The sequence below is a fragment of the Candidatus Poribacteria bacterium genome, assembly GCA_021295755.1.
GTDB lineage: Bacteria > Poribacteria > WGA-4E > WGA-4E > PCPOR2b > PCPOR2b.
Window position 1 is genome coordinate 13,665 of record JAGWBT010000024.1, and the last position, 19,732, is coordinate 33,396.

Here is a 19,732-nt window from a genome sequence, read left to right on the forward strand (position 1 = left end):
ATATTCTAAAGACAAGAGGTGAGGAAACATGCGTTTACAATTACCAACAATTATATTCCTTTGTTTGTCTCTTATTGTAGTTGTTCCACTCATCTTCTATATGCAGACCGGCGATCAGATGGCAACACGGGAAGCCATCAATTTGGAGGGACAGGAATTTAAGAGCTTGCGTGAACAGGCTGCGGTCGCTCATAACGCAAAAAGACACACCGCAGCTATCCAGATTTACGCAGAGGCGCTAAAGATGCGCCCAGACAACGCCGAAGTCCATAATGATCTTGGAGCAACCTGCTACGAATATGGGCTTGATTACGCTGGACCGAACTGGCCCTCTTGGACAACTGACTTGACAAATCAAACACCGGTTGAAGCTGTCCATGAATTGGAGACGGCGATAATGGAGGTCGGTTCCGGTTATATTGTAATGAACTCGGATAAACCAGACGTCACTGCAGCCATTGATGAAAGAGCCCAAACGGCTGATGCCTATATCTATACCCAACAATTCAACGAAGATGTAACGATGAATATAGTCATCGGCAAAACTAAGGAATTATTCATGAAAGCGCGGGACCACTACCTTCGAGCGATTGACATTAAACCGACTTATCCTCGCCCTTACTATAACCTCGGTGCCCTGTACATGAAGATCGGTCAACATGATACCGCAGTCGATTATCTGGAAAAAGCGTATCAATTGGATCCGCGTGATAAAGATCTTGAGGCGTATCTCAATGAGTTGAGGTCGGATAACCGTGGATACATATCAGTTCCAATCGATGGGCGTTAGGCAGATTTTCCTCGGCGCGCTACGCCACTATCGAGTGAATTTTCTGAAGTTAGTTGGAATTGCTGCACCCGGCACTCTGATTGGCGGACTAGCTTTTCAAGCTATTTGGATCTACGGATATGCTGAGATTGGGGGACCGCAAGTGTTGGCGGCAGCGTTGCCATACACGGCAATCACCGTCTTCCAATCTTTGGTTGTGACGGCGGCTGGAACATTTGTGGTTTCGCAGGATTTGCTGGGCAGATCGATAAACGTCGGGGAAGCGTACTCACGGGTCTTGGGTTCGCTCTTTCCGCTGCTTGGGGTGCTCATTATTTTTATGCTCGGGTCGCTTGCTCTTTCCACGATTGCTGCGGGCATCGGTCTGATGGTTTTCATACCGGGAATCGTCGTTTACATTTGGTTCTGCTTGGCTGCGCCGGTTGTTATAATTGAGAGAGAAGGTGGATTCGGGGCACTCAAGCGCAGTCGCGTACTCGTCAAAGGTTTTTTTGATAAAGCATTCTTTCTTGTTGTGTGGCTAACACTCGTGGAAGCATTTGTGGTCATCCTTGTACTCTCCCTTCCGCTTCTCATTGGCAGCTTCCCCGGTTTTCCCTCCCTTCTCTCTTTCCTTTCAATTTGTCTTTCACTACCTATCAATACGTTTAGGATTATATCAACGACAATGCTTTACTACGATCTTCGCGTTCGCAAGGAAGGTTATGACCTTCAGATATTGGCGCAGGAGCTTGCTACCCCGCTGTAAAATGTCAAAACCAATCGCGAACTGTGTGTTACGGGTGCTGAGAAGATCAACGATCAACCATATAATGGAGGTTTAGATGAGACTCGGAATTGTCGGCATGTTGCCGGGGAATTTTCGCACGTTTACAAAGGAACAGATGGAAGCGATTCGGAGGCTGGAATTCACGGGATTCGGATTCCATTTTAGTAGCGACGATGTCTTCGATGTAACAACGGAGGACTGTGAAAAGTACAATCAATTCATGGCGGGGGAAAGGTTGGATCTGGTTCAATTCGCTCTCACTTACAGCGAGTGCCTCTTTGATCCGAATCCAACGGTTAGGGAGTCAGTCATCAGAAGGATTAATCGGGGCGTAGAAATTGCGCGGCAAATCAACGCACATAGCTGCCTCATCCGTCCCGGCAGCCTGAATCCCGACGGGGCGTGGACATCGCACCGGAATAATCACCTGCCTGAAAGTATGGATCGTCTGATTGAGACACTAACACCAATCGCTCAGAAGGCAGATGCAGAGGGAGTAACCATTATTGTCGAGACGCATGCTGTTTCGATAATGGACTCGCCGGAAACGTGCAAGGCGGTTGTTGATACTATTGGCTTGGATAGCCTGCGCATCGTTATGGATTTTGTCAACCATTTTCAGACGCTTCAGCAGGTTTATAATAGCACCGATCGGTTGAACCATATCTTTGATGTGATGGGACCAATCGCTCCTGTGGCACATGTTAAAGATATCAAGGTTGAAAATGGCTTAGTTCTCCATATTAATGAGGAAATGCCCGGCGAGGGCGAGTTAGATCTTGCGCAGGCACTCAGAAGATTTGATGGGTTATATCCGGATGGGTACGGTCTGATTGAACATCTGCCGATAGAGAAAATTCCCCTTGCTAATGCGAATGTTCGGCGAATCGCTGCAGAAAATGAAATTGATATCCACTGATATAGCCAACCCTATTTATCATGACCTTTCTCTACCTTTACGCCTTCCGCTAGATTGAGTGTGACACGTTGGTACTGCGTCAAGTTCGCAAAGGCGGGGCGGAATTGCTCGCCGGTAAAGGTGACCGTGGGCCAATCCTCTTTGTCGAGGTCTGGAAATTCAATGAGGAATACTGCCTCAAACTCACCGTTGTCGGTGGTTTCACCCATATAGTATCCTGTAATATTGAGTGGAAATTCCGATGCCTGTTTGGGCTCACTTTTCTTCTGCTTTGATACCTGTGATTTGTTTATAGTCTCCGGTTGTGGATCCATTTCGTAACCCTGAGCAAAGCAATATAGATGTGTCAGAGAACGGACGATTATGGTATTGCCAGCGGTTGCTGGAGATGCGATAAAGCCCTCGTCAAACTCGTTTTCGGCAAGTATCTCAAATTCTCGTCCCGCTGAGATCACCGATACATTTCCTTCTCGGCTAAAGAAGTAAATCTTTCCGTCTGCATACAGAGGCGAAGCCCAGTAATCACCATCGAGCCGCCCTTTCCAAACCTCATCCCCACTCTTCGCTTCTAGACAAGATACAACACCACCTTCAGTGACCATGAACATCAGATCGTCCACAATCAGGGGTGATGGTATTTCAGGTGTCCTCCTGCGAACGCTCCAGGCAACGTGTGTATCCGTTACATCACCTGTTCCTGAGGGGCGGATTGCTAGCAATTGCCTTGCTACGCCGGTTGTGAAATAAACAAGGTTGTGTTCAAAGATTGGGCGACACGCCACGTTAAAGCCCATACCCCGATGACGAACGCGCCAAAGTTCATCGCCGGTCATCGGGTCATAGGAAATTGTAGCGCCCGCGGCTGGGCTAATGAGCTGCTGTTTCCCTTGATACTCGATGATTGTCGACGTTGCGTAAGATTTTTTGTTGTCGTTCGGTTTTTCCTTTTGGGTCGTCTCAATATCCGCGTCGGAGAAGCCTTCCGCCTTAAGCATGGTAGCCATATCTAAATCTACCTCCCGATTCCGTATCCAGAGGGTGTCGCCGGTGTGCTTGTTGAGCGCTGCAACATACTGAGTATCAACCCCGTCAAAAGTCAGAAAGAGCGAATCGCCATCAATAATGGGTGAGGACGCGGGACGTACTCGGTGATCAGTATTGAGATCTCGACGCTCCCAGAGTTTCTCGCCACTGTTCGTGTCTAGACAGGCAGTGCCATAGGTTCCAAAGTGAACATAGACACGATCCTTTTCTACAATAGGGGTGGGCGTGGCGTGGCTGTTCAGGTCATTATATTTCAACTGTGGCTGCGCTACATCGAATACCTTGATGTCGTGCATGATTTTACCACTATTTTTGTCCACACAAATAGCAAACAGTTCTGCTCCGTCTTCACGCCCTGTTGTCAACCAAATCTGGTCACCCCAAACGACTGGCGACGACCATCCCTTGTCGTGAATTGGGATTCTCCAACGTATATTCCGTGTTTCGCTAAACTCAAGTGGAAGATCCGTTGCAGCACTTTTACCGTCTCCGTTTGGACCACGAAACTGATTCCAATACACCTCTTCCACCTCGTTTTCGGCGAGTGTTGTATAAGATGGAATCAGTGCCGCAATGAAAGCGAGTGCTAGGATTGTCAATGATATGTGTTTTATGATTTTATTGATTTCTTCTTTGCTATTATGATGGTTGAGACGATTTTTCATTTCACACGTTCATTCGTACAAGGGAGTGATTTTTCCATGCCTACAGGAAGTCCAACATGGAGCATCTCTCGGACCTGATCGGGATGACTTCTTACCCAAGTGCGTAGGGCTTCGACTTTGATATCATAGTCATCATCCTGCTGCGCACTCTTTACTTGTGCGCTATAGCGATCAATGCTCTCTAGGAGGGCGGCCTCGTCCCACACCTCGTCGAGCAATCTTTTGAGTTCATGTTCCATGCGAATGGCAATGGTTGGTATGCGTGAGAGACGCCGTGGTAGATCGGCTGTCAGATATCGATCTAGACCAAAATCACTAAGAAACGTCTTGTCAGCTCCCCAGGGTATGAAAACGGCGCGGTCAGCATCATTCGGATCAAAATAGACGTAGAAATTATTGCGGTCGGCACCGTAGCCATCAAGGTGGTTCACAAGTGCCTCAAGCGCCCAAAAAGTAATATAACGATCGATGTTCAGCACGGAGGACAGCGCATCGACAAGCTCGTCGTCGGGCTTCCGTAGGGCTTGGGCAACACCTGCTAGCGGCGCATAACTGGTGTCAGTATCGTCGGTCTTGCATTCCCAGCGCGGCAGCCATGCTTCGACAAAGTCGGTGTGCGTACCCTCATAGAGGGAGCCGGTGTTGTCACCGAAACTACGACGGAGGAAACGCTTCTTGATGGCTTCAATGTGCACGTAGGGCCCTTTTGGCTGATCGTTGACCATCACATTTGCCATGTTGCACCGGGGCGCAGGGTAGCCAGCCGCAGCGAAGACTTCGTAGGTCAAACAGGCCGCCATGCGGGGTATAACTCCACCATTGTTATTGAGCGTGATTCGCTCGGTGTCGCCAAGGAATTGATCTTTCACGTATTTGTCAGTCTTGATTTTCAAAGCTGGCACCGGCGAGTACTGGGAACCAACAAAACCCTTCTTACGAATTCCAACCTCTGATAGGCTCACACCGTCGATCTCGATGTCTGCCCGATACCAGTTATACGTTGAGGGCCAGGGTTGCGAACAATCTGGCCATATTTGCTCGAAGTCGTTTCCAGCACCGTCAAAGCGGGTTTCGCTAGCTAACCGATCGAAATCGTGTGGATCCATTGTCACTTTAATGCACACGATATGGTTGGGATCGAACGAGACGCCCTCGGTTGGATCTACGCCATCTGATACGTCTGGTGAACAGGGTAGACCGTTTATTGCTGGTGCTTTCCAGTTTTTTTCGTCTTTGCCTTTGTCCTTCCCGGCTTTTGCGCCTTTCATCTTTCCAGCGGCTTTTTCGTACTCAGCAAGCGCTTCTTCTTCGGTCATTTCACCGCTGGCAATAGTCTCTTTCAACTTGATGTCCAATGCTTCTAGGTCAGTCTCTGTGGCTTTATCTTGTGCATGAGTCGCATAGGGCGAGGTCAACAGTGCAACCAAAACTATAATGAAAAGACTCGATATAACACGATAATTTCCCATCTTTATTATTTCTCTTGCTCAATCGATGGCATATCATAGTAGATAATACTACCGGCATGGCAGAAGTAGAATTAACCAATCCTGATTAAATAGCGGGGGCGCTCTTTATTTCGGCATCAACTCTCAACAAATACTTCCGGGATATTCATAATAGCAGCGTGCACTAATCTGCCTGTGTAAGCTTACCAGCCACCATCTTGTCACACCGTCATAGCGTTTCGATACGGATTCAGATCAATGCCGGGGTAGGCGTTAGCGAGGCGTTGGAGCGCTTCTTCGGTGTAATAGGAATCGCCCGGATTGGGCCAACCGAGTAGGTGACGAGCGCGGGGTGTGGTATCGGCTACGAAACTTACAAATTCAGATGTGGTCCAACCGGGGACAGGGCGCGTGGTATGACACCAATCGGCGTTGTCCGCACGGTGAAAGTGGAAGCCCATCCACCCGCGCTGCCGCTGTTTGTTGGCAAACGGTTGGGCGGCATGAATAAGATAGCTTGAACGGAAGGCGACGCTGCCGGCTTTGGCGGTAACAGGGGTTGGTTCAGCCAATTCGTCACACTTCCGGAGGTCTGACAATCCCATTCCACCCGCGCGTCCCCCGTGACGATCGTATATCGACGCCAGCTGTTTGTGTGACCCACGACAGACCAGCATAGGTGCACCATCTTCATCAATATCGTGCAGGATAATGCCAGAAAGCAGATAGTTATACCGTTCCCAATCGGGATGTGGTGGCAGTTGTGAATTGGTGCCGTTGTCGATATGATAACCTTCCCAAGGGTTCTCACTGTATCGGGTATCGGTCAACCCCTCTCGGAAGAATATTTGCCCATAGCCAAGCCGTATCGCGTCAGTTCCCAACAACTGACATGCACAGTCAATATAGTCGTCATTTTCTAGCAGCTTATCGACCGCCGGCAAGCCGGTGGGAAAATGAACGGCGCCCCCCATTGGCCCCGCCAATTGTTGCATAGGTGATGTTTGTTCATAAAGTTTTTGAATCTCTGTTGGATTTTCTTCCCATTTTGCCCGGTATTCGGCATAAGTTAGTCCCCCATAGGCATTGCGCTCGACCGCCTCTAATGCTGGAGCAAAACTCTCCGGGGGAAAGACGTTGGGCACAACTATACTGCCATCCCGTTTCCAAGTTGCTAGTTGCTCATCGGTTAATTGCATAGTGTCCTCCTCGTATTTTGTACTTTGTGTGGGGATCACCAGTCTCTTACAGCTTTGTGCAGCAACACATCTTCGCTACCTTACATCTGATATCATTGACGGTAGACAATCTGAAAAATCTTAATATCATTCGCGGCGACATCGCTTACGAAGACGAGGTCATTCTTGAAAATCGCGATGCCGACCGGTTCAACAAGCGATTCATCGCCAAATGTCATCACAGTGGCCCCTTCCTTTGTGAAGACTTGAATCCGTTGATTTCCCCGGTCTGTCACATAGAGATACCCCCAACGGTCAATGTCGATATGACGGGGTTCCCGAAATTGCCCTGGAGTTTCTCCCTCAGTGCCCCACGTATGGACGAGGTTACCGCTAAAGTCGTATTTCTTGATCCGATGATTTCCCGAATCGACGATGTAGATATTCCCGTGTGGGTCTGCGACAAGGTCTGTTGGGTCACGAAACTGTTGCCTTGCACCACCAAAACTTCCCCGCATCAACATGCGAATGCCATCCGGATTAAATAGGACAAACCGGTGGTTTCCCGTATCAACGACACAAACCTCCCCGTTCCGCCCGACACTAACCCCGCCGGGCAGATCAAACTCAATTTCAGCGTCCATATCATGATCCTCATCGTCACGTCCCAATCTACTGCCTGCCATGATGTAAAAGATTCTGTCTACTAGGTTACAGTATTGGATTCGGTGGTTATCTGTATCAGCGACATAGAGGAGTTCGGTGCGCTGGAAATTGATAGCAACATCTGTCGGGTTATCAAATTCTCCTGTTCGCCAGCCACGCACACCATATTCCGATACGAAGTTGCCTTCGCTATCGACAACTTGGACGCGGTTGTTTCCTGAATCGGCTACATAGAGCATTCCCCGATGGTCAAGATCGAGTCCGACTGGTTGCAAGAATTGTCCCGCGCCCTGACCGGAGCCGCCTATTGTGCGGAGGTGATTCACACCGAGTATGGGCGGTACGGGCAAATCCTGGATGGAGGAGACAATTTGGGGTGGCGTTATTGGCTTGGTCAGATTCAGATTTGCTTTGGTCCCCCCATCCGCCGGCGGTGTGGGGGCAGCACAACTCAAACAGAGAGGAAGGAACATCAGAAGAGACAGGAAAGTCCATTTGCTCATTTGTTCGTTTATTATCGTAAACATCAGTTCACGCTCCTGAAGGGCACAATACTCCCCGTCCTTTAGGGCGGGGAGTATGTCAATTAGAGCGTATATGAGAAATCGGAGGAAACCGTTGGAAGGCTCTCTTGATGTTTGAGATAGACGGCAAACCAATAGCTGAATGCTCAAAAGGTGAGGATCTTCTTCCGAAGGTTAGCGTCTTACCGCTTTTGGCACGCGCTCTTAGCTTCTTTGGACCTCAAACTTAAACACGAACGTGGTTTCTGTGTCGGTAAATTCGCTGTGGACTTTGGGAACAATGATCCGAAAATTTGAGGATTCAACGCTACGCTTATGGAAATACAGGAAGAACCGCACCCGACGTCTTGGCATAATGGTCGTTTTCTTTATATCTTCGGTCGGCAATGCCACGAGGTCTCCCATGGAACGGAGTACGCGGTTGTCCCGAAAATCTTCTCGGAATTCAGGCGGCATTTTCGGCGTGAAATTGTTTCCGAGATAAAATGTATGCTGAGATCTATGGATGGGCTTGTGGACTTTGCCCGATTGATCGAGCATCGAACAATCCTCCTGCCGCAACGAGATCCAATGATCTGTGCTGTTGAAAACTATAATACCAAAAGCGTCGACCTCTTTGACATTGTTCAGAGGAACAGCTATTGCTGTGATACCGTTTTTGACGTACACAGCGGATCCTGATCTCATGAGGATGGTCGCCTCCGGATCAAAAACGGGTACAATACGCTCGGTCTGAAACGCGGTTTCGAACGTATTTTGAAGCGTTGAACATCCCAAATTTGCAAGGAATAGCATAAGGAGCAATTGTAGGTTCAGTGGTATCTGTTTTTTCATTTTCCTTTTTTTTCAAGCGCAATGTGTGAAATATAATGAGGCAAACGTAATAAGTTCATTTAGCAAAAAAAGCGAGTAATTTACCAAGTCTTGCCGGTAGATCCTGACGCTGAACGTAGTAATCTATGCTCACATCGGCTGGTGTATAGCTAGATAATGAGGACATAGTTTCGGAGGACTCTCCACGCGATGAGTGGGTTCGTCTGCCGGCTGAACTTCCAGACATACGGTTCTGTTCTGCAAGTACGACATCCCCCAATGGGAATTGTGTTAAGAATCCTGTCTGACGATCCTGATCGGTGAGAATTGTAATCTGAGGCAAACGGGCTTGGGACAAATTGTCCATTTCAATAGTCAGGTATGTAATTTCAGTGGGCGACAATTCCGGCTGTTCCGGTGGATCGGATCTCTTCTTAGCAAGCGCATCGCTTGGGTAAACAGTGATAAATGGCAGCTTTTTTTCTAATGCAGTACGAATTGCAACTAGTAACGTTACAAAGTGGACGCGCTGTGGAACAGCGTAGGGTGCAACAACAGCAAGAACAGTCGGACAGTTTGAGATTGTGCCCTCGCCCGCGGAAGCCAGCCATTGGGATTCATCTGGAAATCTATTTTGATCGACGAGATCTGCCATCCCAATGGAATCTAATAGCTGCTTATCGATTGAAGCCGGGTGGAGATTGAATATTGCCTCTGAATCAAATAAATAGCGAAGGCGACCGTCAGCGGGCATCGGAGAATAGTAATCACAATTGGGACAAGTATAGGAATTACGTTCTAGTGCTTGCTTAAATACAAGCTCTCCACAGTTTGTACACTTATTCCACAGCTCACGATGCCTATCTTTGTATAGTGCCACAGTGATCGCATTCCTATTCTATGAAATGTTGTCAGTCACAACAAGGGTTACTTATCTGTAAACTTGATGAACGAGCACACGCACCGTTCGTTGCGAAGGGAACGGTGAATCCCCAGATTAAAAGATATACCGAGATTTGTCAATCCACGGTCAACGGTATTATTCCACAAAGGAGGTTAGTTATTCGACTTGTAGAAGCTGGCGATAGCCTCGTCTTCGTCCTCATATCGATCGAAGATGGTGACTAACTTTGCCATGACAATCAAGCTCCTAATGTTTCCGCCGGGATGCAATAGTGCAATGCGTCCACCTTTTCTTTGAACGGCTGTATAGGAGGCGACGATGATGCCAAGACCGGAGCTATCCACCATACGTACATCCGCAAGATTCAGCAAGATTCTAGCGTCTCCCTCTTCAGCGTCATCAACCTGTTCATCAATGATATTCTTGAGGGCTAAACTATCAGACCCTATAATTCTTCCCTCAATATCCAGAATTGTGATACCTTCTTTTTTACGAATATCTACAGTCATTTGATAGTCTCCTTAAATTTGAAGTGATGACCAACCCATAGGGCTGCTCTGTTTTTTTTCTAGAAACTAACCTAAGTTACGACAATTTTCGTTGCTGTTTTCTATGTTGAAATTACATTTGTTGCTTATCAGCCGGTTTATGCTTAACCATTTTAACGATTGTACCTGATTGTTCGAAAGTGACGTAATCCATACACGCTTCCATCAGAAAAATTCCTCTACCACTACTTTTTAGGAGATTTGCTGGATCTAACGGATCCGGAACTTCCTCCCGGTTGAACCCTTTTCCTTCGTCTTGAACGATAACCATGAGTTTGTCAGGTTGGACGATGAACTCAAAGTGAGCACTTTTATTCAAATCTTCTTGATTCCCATGCTTGATTGCATTTGTACCGGCTTCGATGACTGCAAGCGTCACTTGCTCGCACGTTTCCTCATCGAATTCCATCTCTTTGAGGATTTCGAGGATGACTGTATCTAACAGGTAAACATGCTGCATTGAACTTGGGAGGTCAAGACGAATGACTTGCTCGGTTGTCGGTCCCACGCAGTTATTCCTTTCCGTCTGTTGCTCTTATAACGACAATGGTGACATCATCGTCCCGATGATCTGTTCCGGTGAAGTCCAAAAGTGCTGTCTCAATGGCCTGGCAAAGTGTTTCAGCGGGTTGGTTGCCGTTTGATTGAAGGAGTGCAGCAAGCCGTTCTTCACCGTAAAAAGTTTCATCAGACTTCCGTTCCGCTTCGGTGACTCCGTCTGTATAGAGGAGGATTTTATCACCCGGGGCAAAGTGAATCGTTTCTGATTCAAAGGTCGCATAATCAAAGGTGCCTAATATCATCCCTCCGACCTCTAGTTGTGCTACTTCTGTTCCTCCATTTTTCAGATGTAACGGATAATTGTGCCCCGCGCTTGAATAGGTAAAGGTCATCGCTGCTGAATCTAAAATCCCGTAGACCATTGTTGCAAACAGATCCGGATCTGTGTCAATTGCTAGAAGATCATTGATGCGCTTGAGGACAGCGTCGGGCGAAGTTTCTTCACGGCAGATGAGCCGAAGCGTTGTCCGAATCATTACCATTAATAAGGCTGCGGGGATCCCTTTGCCACGAACATCGGCGATTGCTATGCCTAAGCGATTACCGTCTAACAGAATGAAATCGTAGAAATCGCCGGACACTGTCATCGAACTTCGCAGGAAGCCAGCGATATCAAATCCGGGCAGATCCGGTGCTTGTTGGGGTATCAGATTCTGCTGTATCATTGCCGCGGCTTCGAGGTGTGAAGCGAGTTGTTCAATACCTTCTTCAGTGAACCAGTCTCCCATCGTGCTGATGAGTGGGTTGATATATTTAGTCGGCAGGGTCCGTCCGAGTACAGCTTCAATTCGTGCTGTCAACTCATCAAGATCAAAAGGTTTAGTGACGTAGTCATCTGCCCCTGCATGTAATCCCTGAACTCTCTCGTGCGTTTGCGCCCGCGCTGTGAGCATGATAACAGGAATGGTGCGGGTTTGCTCATCTGTTCTCAATTTACCTATGACCTCAAACCCATCCATCACAGGCATCATCAAATCAAGGAGGATGAGATCCGGTGAATAAGCTCTGGCTTTTTCTAACCCGCTCATTCCATCGTTTGCCGTAATAACGTCGAACCCTTCAGCGGTCAGACTCATTTGGATTAGCTCAAGAATATCAATATCGTCATCCACAGCGAGGATTGTCTCAGCCATTATTTTAACGCTCCCTTACGTTTTGCATTATCATCTTCTCTAACGAGCGGTAACACAAACTGAAAATTGCTCCCTTTGCCCTGATTCCCATCGTCAATCCACAATTTCCCGCCGTGCGCTTCAATGATACTTTTGCTAATTGATAATCCCAAGCCGGATCCGCCTTGCTGACGTGTGCTAATGTCACTCAGTTGGTAAAACTTGTCGAATATCTTTTGGCGTTCCTCCGGGGGGATACCGGGTCCTGTATCAATGACTTCAACGTGCAAAAGATTCCCATCGGCTTCAACTTTGACGTTTACTTCGCCATTGTTTGGTGTAAACTTGATAGCATTGCCAATCAGGTTTGTAAATACTTGCCCCATCCGCGCTTCGTCTCCGAGAATGTCGGGAACCGATTCAGGGGCGGTCAGGACTAACCGAATCGATTTTTCATCCGCTTGGGGGCGAATCTCTTCAAGCCGCTGCGTCACAATCTCCAAAAGCGAAATCGGTGCCTGATCCATCTGTATCCGACCGGACTCAATTCGGGAAATATCGAGCAGATCGTTGATGAGTGCGGCGAGTCGTTTCGATTGCCTTTGGACGCGAGCGAGGCTATTTCGCTGTCTGTCGTTGATTGCACCCGCTTTGCCGTCTAATATGAAGGAAACAAAACCGATGATTGAGGTCAGTGGTGTACGCAATTCGTGCGAGACAAGCGAGATGAAGTCAGATTTCATCTGATCAATCTCTTTTTCACGGGTAATATCGTCAAACAGGTAGACTGTCCCAAGGATCAGTCCGTTTTCGTCAAGGAATGGGCTGGCAATAATACGCAGCACCAGCTTCTCATCGTAACGAGCCAACGTAACCTCGGATATAAGGTTTAGCCCCTCGTTCTTTGAGGGAATTTGATCTGTCGGTTTATGCTGAAGAATTTGGCGTTGGTCCTCTTCAAAGATGTTAATCAGTTCATCGTTCTGGATAATCTCGGTAATATCCTTATCAATGCTATCTGGATTGAGATTGAGTAGACGTTCAGCGGCGGGATTAATATGGAGCACTCGGTTGCTCGAATCTACAAGGATTAAACCTTCGGCGATGCTATTGACGATAGCAGTCATCTTCTTTTCTTCCGCCGTCAATTTTTCGACTGCACTTTTGAGATTCCACCGCATCGAATTAAACTCTTCTGCTAGAATGCTGACTTCGTTGCTACCGGTGACCGGAATTTCCTGATCGAATTCTCCACGACCGATCGCGCGTGCTGCCCCTGTGACTTGCCGAATCGGTCTTACAATACGTTGGGAAACAACGAGGGCAATCGCAATGACGACCAAACAGGAGATCAGCGTGAACCGCAGGACACTCTTTGTGAATTCTGTTACTCCTTTGAAAGCCAATGAGGTGGGTAGCGATACCAGCACCCTCCAATCGGTAAAGTTTTGTCCCCTAGGTTGCAAACTCAGCCGCCTCCGGTTGGTAAAGTTTTGTCGCTCATCAGCCCTTGGTCCCCATGATTTTGTGCGTGCCCAGCCAGAGATTCTTTGTTCCCCGCGTGCATTGGTTTCCCCCTTCATATCAGATCCATGGTATTCAGTGCCCGCATTAATTGCGTTCATTGCAGCTTCAGTCATTTCAATACGCGCCGAGAAGTGGTGTCCGCTTTCCGGTGGAGCGCAGATAATCCGTCCGTGCTTATCAAAGAGGCAGATTTCTAACCCCTCTTTTTTAGAATCAGCTATCTCTGCGAGTTTCGGAAGAGGGATCACAACTCTCAAAATGCCGGCCGCTTTCGACTCGGAAGGGGGGGCCGGAATTGGCACAGCGATCGGCAAAAAAGGCTGCTGCGTTTCGGTATCATATTGGACATCACCAATCAATTCATAGCCGAGGCCGTTATTATAAGCCTTGTGCCACCACGGCTCATCTATTTTGTGGAAGAGTAATCGCTTATCAGTGGCGAAGATCACCTGCTGATTCCGGTTGGTCATAATGATTTGACCATTTTCGCCGACGCGCCTTTCAAGATATGTAACACTGTTCAACAAGGCTTCGTATGCACTCTGTAGGGAGGATGGATTGTTATCATTATTAGTGGAGGCAACTTTCTGGCTGATGTTTCGCAGTGAAAACCGTCGAAGCGAATGCAGCTGCTCATTAATCACACGGTCTGCCTGATCTAGGCTATATTGAGCTTGTTCAACGAGGGTTCTTCTAATTGTACTTGTCAACCCACGTATCCCAGCCTGGTGTGTCCAAAGAGCGACGATAAGCAAGGGGATAAGCGATACCAGTAGAAAGAGGAGAACGAGTTGCCAACGCAATCCCATTCTAAGACGTAGGCGCATGATAAGTCTCTGCTATGAGCCAAGGGCGCTCGTTGCCGATTCTTCATCCGAATAAACTTCAAGAATCGTGTTAAGTCGTGTAACCTGCAAGACGTTGATAACAGCGTGTTGTGGATTGAGTAAGACCAGTTTCTCATCCATCTTCTTGAGGAACTGCAAGGTCGCGATAATTATCCCTAGTGCAGTACTGTCTAACAGAGGCACATTCGCCATGTCCAAGACCAAACCACCTCTGCTCTGCTCAATCTGTTTATCCATTTCACGTTTGAGCGCGTTGGCGGCGCCCCCTATGATTTTCCCATCAATTCGGATAACTGGAACATTATTATGACTCATTGATGTTTCAAACATCTAAAAAACTCCTTGTCGTATGGCAACGTAAGTCCGATTTAGCTTAGGGATATGACTATTGACAATAGATTGATCCCTACTACCTAGTGATTGTAATTTGGAGGTTGCCTGCTGAATTTCATGCTGCACATCAGGGGACTTATAAGCAACCCACGTTCCATTCGGCTTCAATAGCGGAAGACAGTAAGCCGCTGAGTCCTCTATAGAAGCGACATAACGGGTCAAGACCCAATCGTAAGCAGTTATGTGCTGACCGTTTGTGATACATTCTTCGGCCCGTTGGGTGACGATACGGGGATTCTCCCACGAGCTAGAAGCATTTGATTGGCAGTTCCGGCTCAGTTGAGAGATAAGGAACCGCAGAAAACTTGCCTTCTTTGATGAGGGTTCAACTAGCACTAACTTAATGTCAGGGATATAGATTTTAATCGGTAATCCTGGAAAGCCTGCCCCCGTCCCAATATCGACTACTGAATCTCCGGGTTTGATGTCAAAACATTGTAACACACTTAGAGAATCAAGGAAATGCTTTATAATGATTTCTCGATCCGTCCGAATCGAGGTCAAGTTCATCCGTGAGCTCCAGCGTTTCAGTTCACGCCAATAAGTGACAAACTGATCAACTTGCGCTGGTTCCAACGGAAAACCGTGTTGAAAAAATACTTGCTCTAGCTCTGATCGAAATTGGCTAGATATCATAAAGTCGCGTATTCACCTCTTTCGGAGAAGCACACTCAAAAAATAACTCCAAGGCTTCGCGCAGATTTTCTCGCGCTTGTTCGATGGTTTCGCCTTGACTTGCAATATCTAGTTCTGGACACAATGATACATATCCATTTCCTTCACGTTCAATGATTGCTGTTAATTGGCGGGTCACTAAAAACTCCTAGCATTTATCGGGTGCAAAATGAGTAAAGCTGCGCTTCAATGATCGTCTTACGCATCATGCCTGTGGAGGCATCTGTCGCTTATACTGCTCGACCCAGACCATAAGTATCGAAATATCCGCAGGCGAAACACCGGGAATACGCGACGCTTGTCCAACAGAGATTGGACGAATCTTTGCGAGTTGTTCACACGCCTCTGTTTTTAGGCTGCGCACGGAGGCATAATCAAAATCATCCGGAATCCGAAAGTGCTCCATCTTTTTAAACTGTTGAATCTGCGTAGTTTGACGATCAATGTATCCCTCATACTTGATCTGAATTTCGATCTGTTCCTCCACGACTTCGGGCAACGGTTGGGGCGGCGGTTCAAGCTGCTTGATTTGCTCATAATGGATTTCTGGACGTTTGAGCAGTTCTGCCAATGAAGTTGGTTGACCGATTTCGCTAATTCCAACCGATTTCAAGCGAGTTTGTGTGTCAAGTGATGGTTTCAACCGCGTCTGTTCTAGACGGTTCTTTTCCTCCTCCACCCGTTTCCGCTTTATCTGGAACCGCTCATAGGTGTCAGTCTCAACTAAGTCGATCTGACGTCCCATCTCCGTCAATCGTAGATCTGCATTATCCTCACGCAGCTCTAGCCGATACTCCGCGCGCGAAGTGAACATCCGATACGGTTCTCGGATATCCTTGGTTACGAGGTCATCAATGAGGACGCCGATGTATGCTTGGGAACGGTCAAGAATGAGTGCTCCCTTACTACGCACCTTCAAAGCGGCATTTATCCCAGCTATCAATCCTTGTGCGGCGGCTTCCTCGTAGCCGGTGGTGCCGTTGAGTTGCCCTGCAAAGTAGAGGTTCTCCACCCGCTTGGTTTCGAGGGTTGGATAGAGCTGTGTCGCCGGGGCAAAATCGTACTCCACAGCATAGGCGAAGCGCATAATCTCAGCGTTCTCCAGACCCTTGATGCTGTGCACCATATCCACCTGAACATCCTCCGGCAGACTTGCGGAAATACCATTAAGGTAGATTTCGTCTGTATCTCTGCCCTCCGGTTCGACGAAGACCTGATGCCGATCCTTGTCAGCAAAGCGAACAACTTTGTCCTCAATAGATGGGCAGTATCGGGGACCAATGGCGGTTATTCTGCCGCTGTACATGGCGGACCTATGGAGGTTATCACGAATAATCTGATGCGTTTTTTCATTTGTGTATGTTAGGTGACACGGCATTTGCGACTGCGTGATTTGTTCCGTTGAGAATGAAAACGGGCGCGGCTGTGCATCGCCGGGTTGAAGTTCCATCGCATCAAAATTCACGGTATGTGCATTGACGCGAGGCGGCGTGCCGGTTTTCAGACGACCAATTTCAAATCCGAGGTTCAGAAAACTATCCGATAGTTTTTCAGCTGACGACTCTCCTGCCCGCCCAGCACTGTAGGATACATCGCCGAGATGCACTAAGCCCTTAAGAAATGTGCCCGTTGTCAAGATGACTGTCTTGGCGAGGTAGGCGGTTTGGGTGTGTCCCAATATACCGATACACTCACCGTTTTCGGTCAGCAGCTCATCAACTAGCAGCTGCTTGATATCGAGACGGGGCTGCCGCTCTAGGACGCGCTTCATCTCAGACTGGTACGCATACTTGTCCGCCTGCGCACGGCTTGAACGGACTGCCGGCCCTTTCTTTGTGTTCAGTTGACGAAATTGGATGCCCGTTTTATCAATGTTCTTTGCCATCTCGCCGCCGAGTGCGTCAATCTCCTTGACGAGATGCCCTTTTGCAAGCCCACCGATTGCTGGGTTGCAGGACATCTTTGCGATGGTGTCAAGGTTGATTGTGACGATCAACGTCTCGCAGCCCATCCGTGCTGCGGCAAGCGCAGCTTCGCAACCAGCATGGCCCGCGCCAACAACAAGAACATCGTATTGTTTATGATAGGTATTCACTGTTAAGTCACTCGATTTCGTTGGTTCTAATCCTGTAAGAAAAACAGAACTTTTGCTATTACGAATTATTACTTCTTAATAAGAGGGGACACGCCTCCGATTCCATCAAAGCCCCGAATAGATTATATCTAGCACCAACCGCCCAACAATTTCCAAGCTTTCTGCGCTACATTTGTCAGGGGTATCTTCCACTGTGTGCCAATGTGGGTAGTCGAAATCAATGATATCGATTGTTGGGACACCTGATTGAATGAGTGGCAAGTGATCATCCATAATTGCAGGTCCCAATCGGCGTTGAAACGCCGGCAACCCCAATTCTTCAGCCCGTCGCCAAATGGCTTCCGTCAAGTCTCGTGCTGCATTCCACGAATACCGTTCCATCGGCAAGTCTAGCGTCCGGTCACCAACCATATCTAACAAGATACCAAAATCCGCCTTCCAGCCATCCATGTTCTGGGCAAAGTGCGTCGAACCGAGGAACATAGTGGAAACCGTTCTGCCGTAATCTTCGCCATCAAACAGGACGATAATCACTGGCGTTGGAGGTGGTTTAGATTTCAAAACCCGTGCGACCTCCAACAGAACCGCTACGCCCGAAGCACCGTCATTTGCACCGAGAATTGGCGTGTTCCGGTTCGCTGAATCTGGATCCCGATCTGCGAATGGACGTGTGTCCCAATGCGCTGCGAGGAGCATCTTCCCACTTGAATCTTCCCCGAAGCGCGCCAGGATATTATTCATCTGAATCGTTCTATCTTGATGCTGAAACTCAAAAGGTTGAAACACGACCTCGTCGGCATATTTTTTGAGTTCTGTAAATAGATATGCCCCTGTTTCTTGGTGAACGGTTGTCCCCGGCACTCGCGGACCAAACTCACACTGTTTTTCTAAGTAGGCAAAAGCACGTTTGGCATTGAAAGTATCATCGCTAAAGGTTTCCTCTACTAACGCCGGCGAAGGTGAATTGACATCGGGTTCAGCATGTGTATAAACCAATAACTCATCCGAACCGAAAAACATTATGCCTAGCAAGCTCCACCAGCAGAACCAAAACGTCAGTTTACGAGGCATGCGATTCATCATCTGTTTTAGGCTCAAATACGCCGGCGTCCTTCCAAAGCTTTAGCGAGCGTCACTGCGTCTATATACTCAAGATCACCGCCGACCGGAATACCGTAAGCAATTCGAGTGGTGGTAATCTCAAGGTTTTCGAGTTGTTTTGTCAAATAGAGCGCAGTTGCCTGACCTTCGGTGGTGTAATTTGTTGCAAGGATGACCTCTTTTATATCCTCGCTGCGGATTCGCTCAAAAAGTTGGTCAATCCTGAGATCTTGTGGCCCTACACCGTCCAACGGCGATAGAACACCCATGAGCGTGTGGTATAAACCCTTATACTCCTGCGTACGCTCAATTGCTAAAAGATCGTCTGGCTCTTCGATAACACAAATCGTTTGGCGATCACGTCTAGTATCCGTACAGATATAGCATGGCTGCTGATCTGTGATATTTCCACAGACCGAGCAGTAATCCAGATGAGTCTTTACCTCGGAGAGTGCTTGTGCTAGTTTAGTCGTGTCAGATTCGGGCATTTTTAACATAAAAAATGCTAAACGTTGCGCCGTTTTGGCACCGATTGTAGGTAGCTTTTGCAACTCGTTGATAAGACGTGCTAGCGGTTCAGGATAATGGAGCATACTGAGTTTTGGTTCCGGTATGCTGCGCCAGAGAAATCCAGTTCTTATCGTGGAAGATTATGGATTTTGGATTGGCGATTGATATAAAAATAGTCATTCACCGATGCGTTCCAACGCACAGGCCAAAATCTATTGCCCGCAGTCTTCACATCAGTCCCGGAATTTTAACGCCTCCCGTCAATTTGCTCATCTCTTGCGTCATCAATTCTTGCGCTTGATGCCGCGCTTCATTGACTGCGGCAACGATGAGGTCTTCGAGCATTTCGATATCATCTGGATCAACGACGTCTGGTGAGATTGTGAGCGACATGAGTTCCTGTTGACCATTGACAACGGCTGTTACCATGCCTCCGCCAACGGTCGCTTCAACAGTGCGGGTGGCAAGCTCTTCTTGAATGTCAAGCATGCGCTTTTGCATCTGTTGCGCTTGTTTCATCAGATTATTCATATTCATTGGACTGACCTCTTGTAGATCGTGTTAAATAGTTATAGTCTGAGATTCTAATTAAGTATCGGACACACTTTGTCCGTTTAGAAGTTCATTTTCGGAGTGATAGTG

Annotated in this window: 20 protein-coding genes; 3 read left to right on the forward strand and 17 right to left on the reverse strand. The window is 47.8% G+C overall.

The window, feature by feature from the left end:
• Positions 1-28 precede the first annotated feature (28 nt).
• The 3 genes from J4G02_04730 (at position 29) to J4G02_04740 (ending at position 2,478) form a co-directional block, all read left to right on the forward strand.
• Positions 29-790 carry a tetratricopeptide repeat protein gene (locus tag J4G02_04730; GenBank protein ID MCE2393892.1) on the forward strand — a complete coding sequence of 254 codons (762 nt, stop codon included), beginning with the start codon at positions 29-31 and terminating at the stop codon, positions 788-790.
• A complete protein-coding gene (locus J4G02_04735; GenBank protein MCE2393893.1) occupies positions 756-1,538 on the forward strand; it encodes a hypothetical protein in 783 nt (260 codons plus the stop codon). The genes J4G02_04730 and J4G02_04735 overlap by 35 nt, the downstream gene beginning before the upstream one ends.
• Positions 1,539-1,614: 76 nt before the next feature.
• Positions 1,615-2,478 carry a sugar phosphate isomerase/epimerase gene (locus tag J4G02_04740; GenBank protein ID MCE2393894.1) on the forward strand — a complete coding sequence of 288 codons (864 nt, stop codon included), beginning with the start codon at positions 1,615-1,617 and terminating at the stop codon, positions 2,476-2,478.
• 11 nt (positions 2,479-2,489) lie between these two features.
• On the opposite strand, the gene J4G02_04745 is transcribed toward J4G02_04740, so the two are convergent.
• The 17 genes from J4G02_04745 to J4G02_04825 form a co-directional block, all read right to left on the reverse strand.
• Complete coding sequence (locus J4G02_04745; GenBank protein ID MCE2393895.1) at positions 2,490-4,187, reverse strand: PQQ-binding-like beta-propeller repeat protein; 1,698 nt, start codon at positions 4,185-4,187, stop codon at positions 2,490-2,492.
• Positions 4,184-5,656 (reverse strand): CotH kinase family protein, encoded by a 1,473-nt coding sequence (locus tag J4G02_04750; GenBank protein ID MCE2393896.1) that lies wholly within the window; start codon positions 5,654-5,656, stop codon positions 4,184-4,186. Before J4G02_04750 ends, J4G02_04745 begins: the two co-directional genes overlap by 4 nt.
• A gap of 200 nt (positions 5,657-5,856) precedes the next feature.
• Complete coding sequence (locus tag J4G02_04755; protein ID MCE2393897.1) at positions 5,857-6,834, reverse strand: phytanoyl-CoA dioxygenase family protein; 978 nt, start codon at positions 6,832-6,834, stop codon at positions 5,857-5,859.
• Between the two features lie 92 nt (positions 6,835-6,926).
• Positions 6,927-8,006, reverse strand: coding sequence for an NHL repeat-containing protein (locus J4G02_04760; GenBank protein MCE2393898.1), 1,080 nt, complete (start codon positions 8,004-8,006; stop codon positions 6,927-6,929).
• Positions 8,007-8,207: 201 nt separating this feature from the next.
• On the reverse strand, positions 8,208-8,690 hold the full coding sequence (locus J4G02_04765) for a hypothetical protein (GenBank protein ID MCE2393899.1): 483 nt from the start codon (positions 8,688-8,690) through the stop codon (positions 8,208-8,210).
• A gap of 202 nt (positions 8,691-8,892) precedes the next feature.
• Positions 8,893-9,696, reverse strand: a complete 804-nt coding sequence (locus J4G02_04770) for a hypothetical protein (GenBank protein MCE2393900.1) — start codon at positions 9,694-9,696, stop codon at positions 8,893-8,895.
• A gap of 176 nt (positions 9,697-9,872) precedes the next feature.
• Positions 9,873-10,229, reverse strand: a complete 357-nt coding sequence (locus tag J4G02_04775) for an STAS domain-containing protein (GenBank protein ID MCE2393901.1) — start codon at positions 10,227-10,229, stop codon at positions 9,873-9,875.
• Positions 10,230-10,341: 112 nt separating this feature from the next.
• Positions 10,342-10,776 carry an ATP-binding protein gene (locus J4G02_04780; protein MCE2393902.1) on the reverse strand — a complete coding sequence of 145 codons (435 nt, stop codon included), beginning with the start codon at positions 10,774-10,776 and terminating at the stop codon, positions 10,342-10,344.
• Positions 10,777-10,780: 4 nt separating this feature from the next.
• Positions 10,781-11,962 carry a fused response regulator/phosphatase gene (locus J4G02_04785; protein ID MCE2393903.1) on the reverse strand — a complete coding sequence of 394 codons (1,182 nt, stop codon included), beginning with the start codon at positions 11,960-11,962 and terminating at the stop codon, positions 10,781-10,783.
• Positions 11,962-14,295, reverse strand: a complete 2,334-nt coding sequence (locus tag J4G02_04790; protein ID MCE2393904.1) for a HAMP domain-containing protein — start codon at positions 14,293-14,295, stop codon at positions 11,962-11,964. The genes J4G02_04785 and J4G02_04790 overlap by 1 nt, the downstream gene beginning before the upstream one ends.
• A 12-nt stretch (positions 14,296-14,307) precedes the next feature.
• Positions 14,308-14,646, reverse strand: a complete 339-nt coding sequence (locus J4G02_04795) for an STAS domain-containing protein (GenBank protein MCE2393905.1) — start codon at positions 14,644-14,646, stop codon at positions 14,308-14,310.
• Positions 14,647-15,345 (reverse strand): 16S rRNA (guanine(527)-N(7))-methyltransferase RsmG, encoded by a 699-nt coding sequence (gene rsmG, locus J4G02_04800; protein ID MCE2393906.1) that lies wholly within the window; start codon positions 15,343-15,345, stop codon positions 14,647-14,649.
• Positions 15,335-15,523 (reverse strand): type II toxin-antitoxin system HicB family antitoxin, encoded by a 189-nt coding sequence (locus J4G02_04805; GenBank protein MCE2393907.1) that lies wholly within the window; start codon positions 15,521-15,523, stop codon positions 15,335-15,337. The genes rsmG and J4G02_04805 overlap by 11 nt, the downstream gene beginning before the upstream one ends.
• Before the next feature lie 66 nt (positions 15,524-15,589).
• On the reverse strand, positions 15,590-17,479 hold the full coding sequence (mnmG, locus tag J4G02_04810; GenBank protein MCE2393908.1) for a tRNA uridine-5-carboxymethylaminomethyl(34) synthesis enzyme MnmG: 1,890 nt from the start codon (positions 17,477-17,479) through the stop codon (positions 15,590-15,592).
• Positions 17,480-17,584: 105 nt separating this feature from the next.
• Positions 17,585-18,550, reverse strand: coding sequence for a M28 family peptidase (locus J4G02_04815; protein MCE2393909.1), 966 nt, complete (start codon positions 18,548-18,550; stop codon positions 17,585-17,587).
• Positions 18,551-18,573: 23 nt separating this feature from the next.
• Positions 18,574-19,173 carry a recombination mediator RecR gene (gene recR, locus J4G02_04820; GenBank protein MCE2393910.1) on the reverse strand — a complete coding sequence of 200 codons (600 nt, stop codon included), beginning with the start codon at positions 19,171-19,173 and terminating at the stop codon, positions 18,574-18,576.
• A gap of 145 nt (positions 19,174-19,318) precedes the next feature.
• Positions 19,319-19,627 carry a YbaB/EbfC family nucleoid-associated protein gene (locus tag J4G02_04825; protein MCE2393911.1) on the reverse strand — a complete coding sequence of 103 codons (309 nt, stop codon included), beginning with the start codon at positions 19,625-19,627 and terminating at the stop codon, positions 19,319-19,321.
• Positions 19,628-19,732: the final 105 nt, after the last annotated feature.

Bases quoted from the DNA above. Each gene is read 5' to 3' on its own strand.
- J4G02_04730 (MCE2393892.1), top strand. From the start codon at position 29: ATGCGTTTACAATTACCAACAATTATATTCCTTTGTTTGTCTCTTATT.
- J4G02_04740 (MCE2393894.1), top strand. From the start codon at position 1,615: ATGAGACTCGGAATTGTCGGCATGTTGCCGGGGAATTTTCGCACGTTT.
- J4G02_04745 (MCE2393895.1), bottom strand. From the start codon at position 4,187: ATGAAAAATCGTCTCAACCATCATAATAGCAAAGAAGAAATCAATAAA.
- J4G02_04750 (MCE2393896.1), bottom strand. From the start codon at position 5,656: ATGGGAAATTATCGTGTTATATCGAGTCTTTTCATTATAGTTTTGGTT.
- J4G02_04755 (MCE2393897.1), bottom strand. From the start codon at position 6,834: ATGCAATTAACCGATGAGCAACTAGCAACTTGGAAACGGGATGGCAGT.
- J4G02_04760 (MCE2393898.1), bottom strand. From the start codon at position 8,006: ATGTTTACGATAATAAACGAACAAATGAGCAAATGGACTTTCCTGTCT.
- J4G02_04765 (MCE2393899.1), bottom strand. From the start codon at position 8,690: ATGAGATCAGGATCCGCTGTGTACGTCAAAAACGGTATCACAGCAATA.
- J4G02_04775 (MCE2393901.1), bottom strand. From the start codon at position 10,229: ATGACTGTAGATATTCGTAAAAAAGAAGGTATCACAATTCTGGATATT.
- J4G02_04785 (MCE2393903.1), bottom strand. From the start codon at position 11,962: ATGGCTGAGACAATCCTCGCTGTGGATGACGATATTGATATTCTTGAG.
- J4G02_04790 (MCE2393904.1), bottom strand. From the start codon at position 14,295: ATGCGCCTACGTCTTAGAATGGGATTGCGTTGGCAACTCGTTCTCCTC.
- J4G02_04795 (MCE2393905.1), bottom strand. From the start codon at position 14,646: ATGTTTGAAACATCAATGAGTCATAATAATGTTCCAGTTATCCGAATT.
- rsmG (MCE2393906.1), bottom strand. From the start codon at position 15,345: ATGATATCTAGCCAATTTCGATCAGAGCTAGAGCAAGTATTTTTTCAA.
- J4G02_04815 (MCE2393909.1), bottom strand. From the start codon at position 18,550: ATGCCTCGTAAACTGACGTTTTGGTTCTGCTGGTGGAGCTTGCTAGGC.
- recR (MCE2393910.1), bottom strand. From the start codon at position 19,173: ATGCTCCATTATCCTGAACCGCTAGCACGTCTTATCAACGAGTTGCAA.
- J4G02_04825 (MCE2393911.1), bottom strand. From the start codon at position 19,627: ATGAATATGAATAATCTGATGAAACAAGCGCAACAGATGCAAAAGCGC.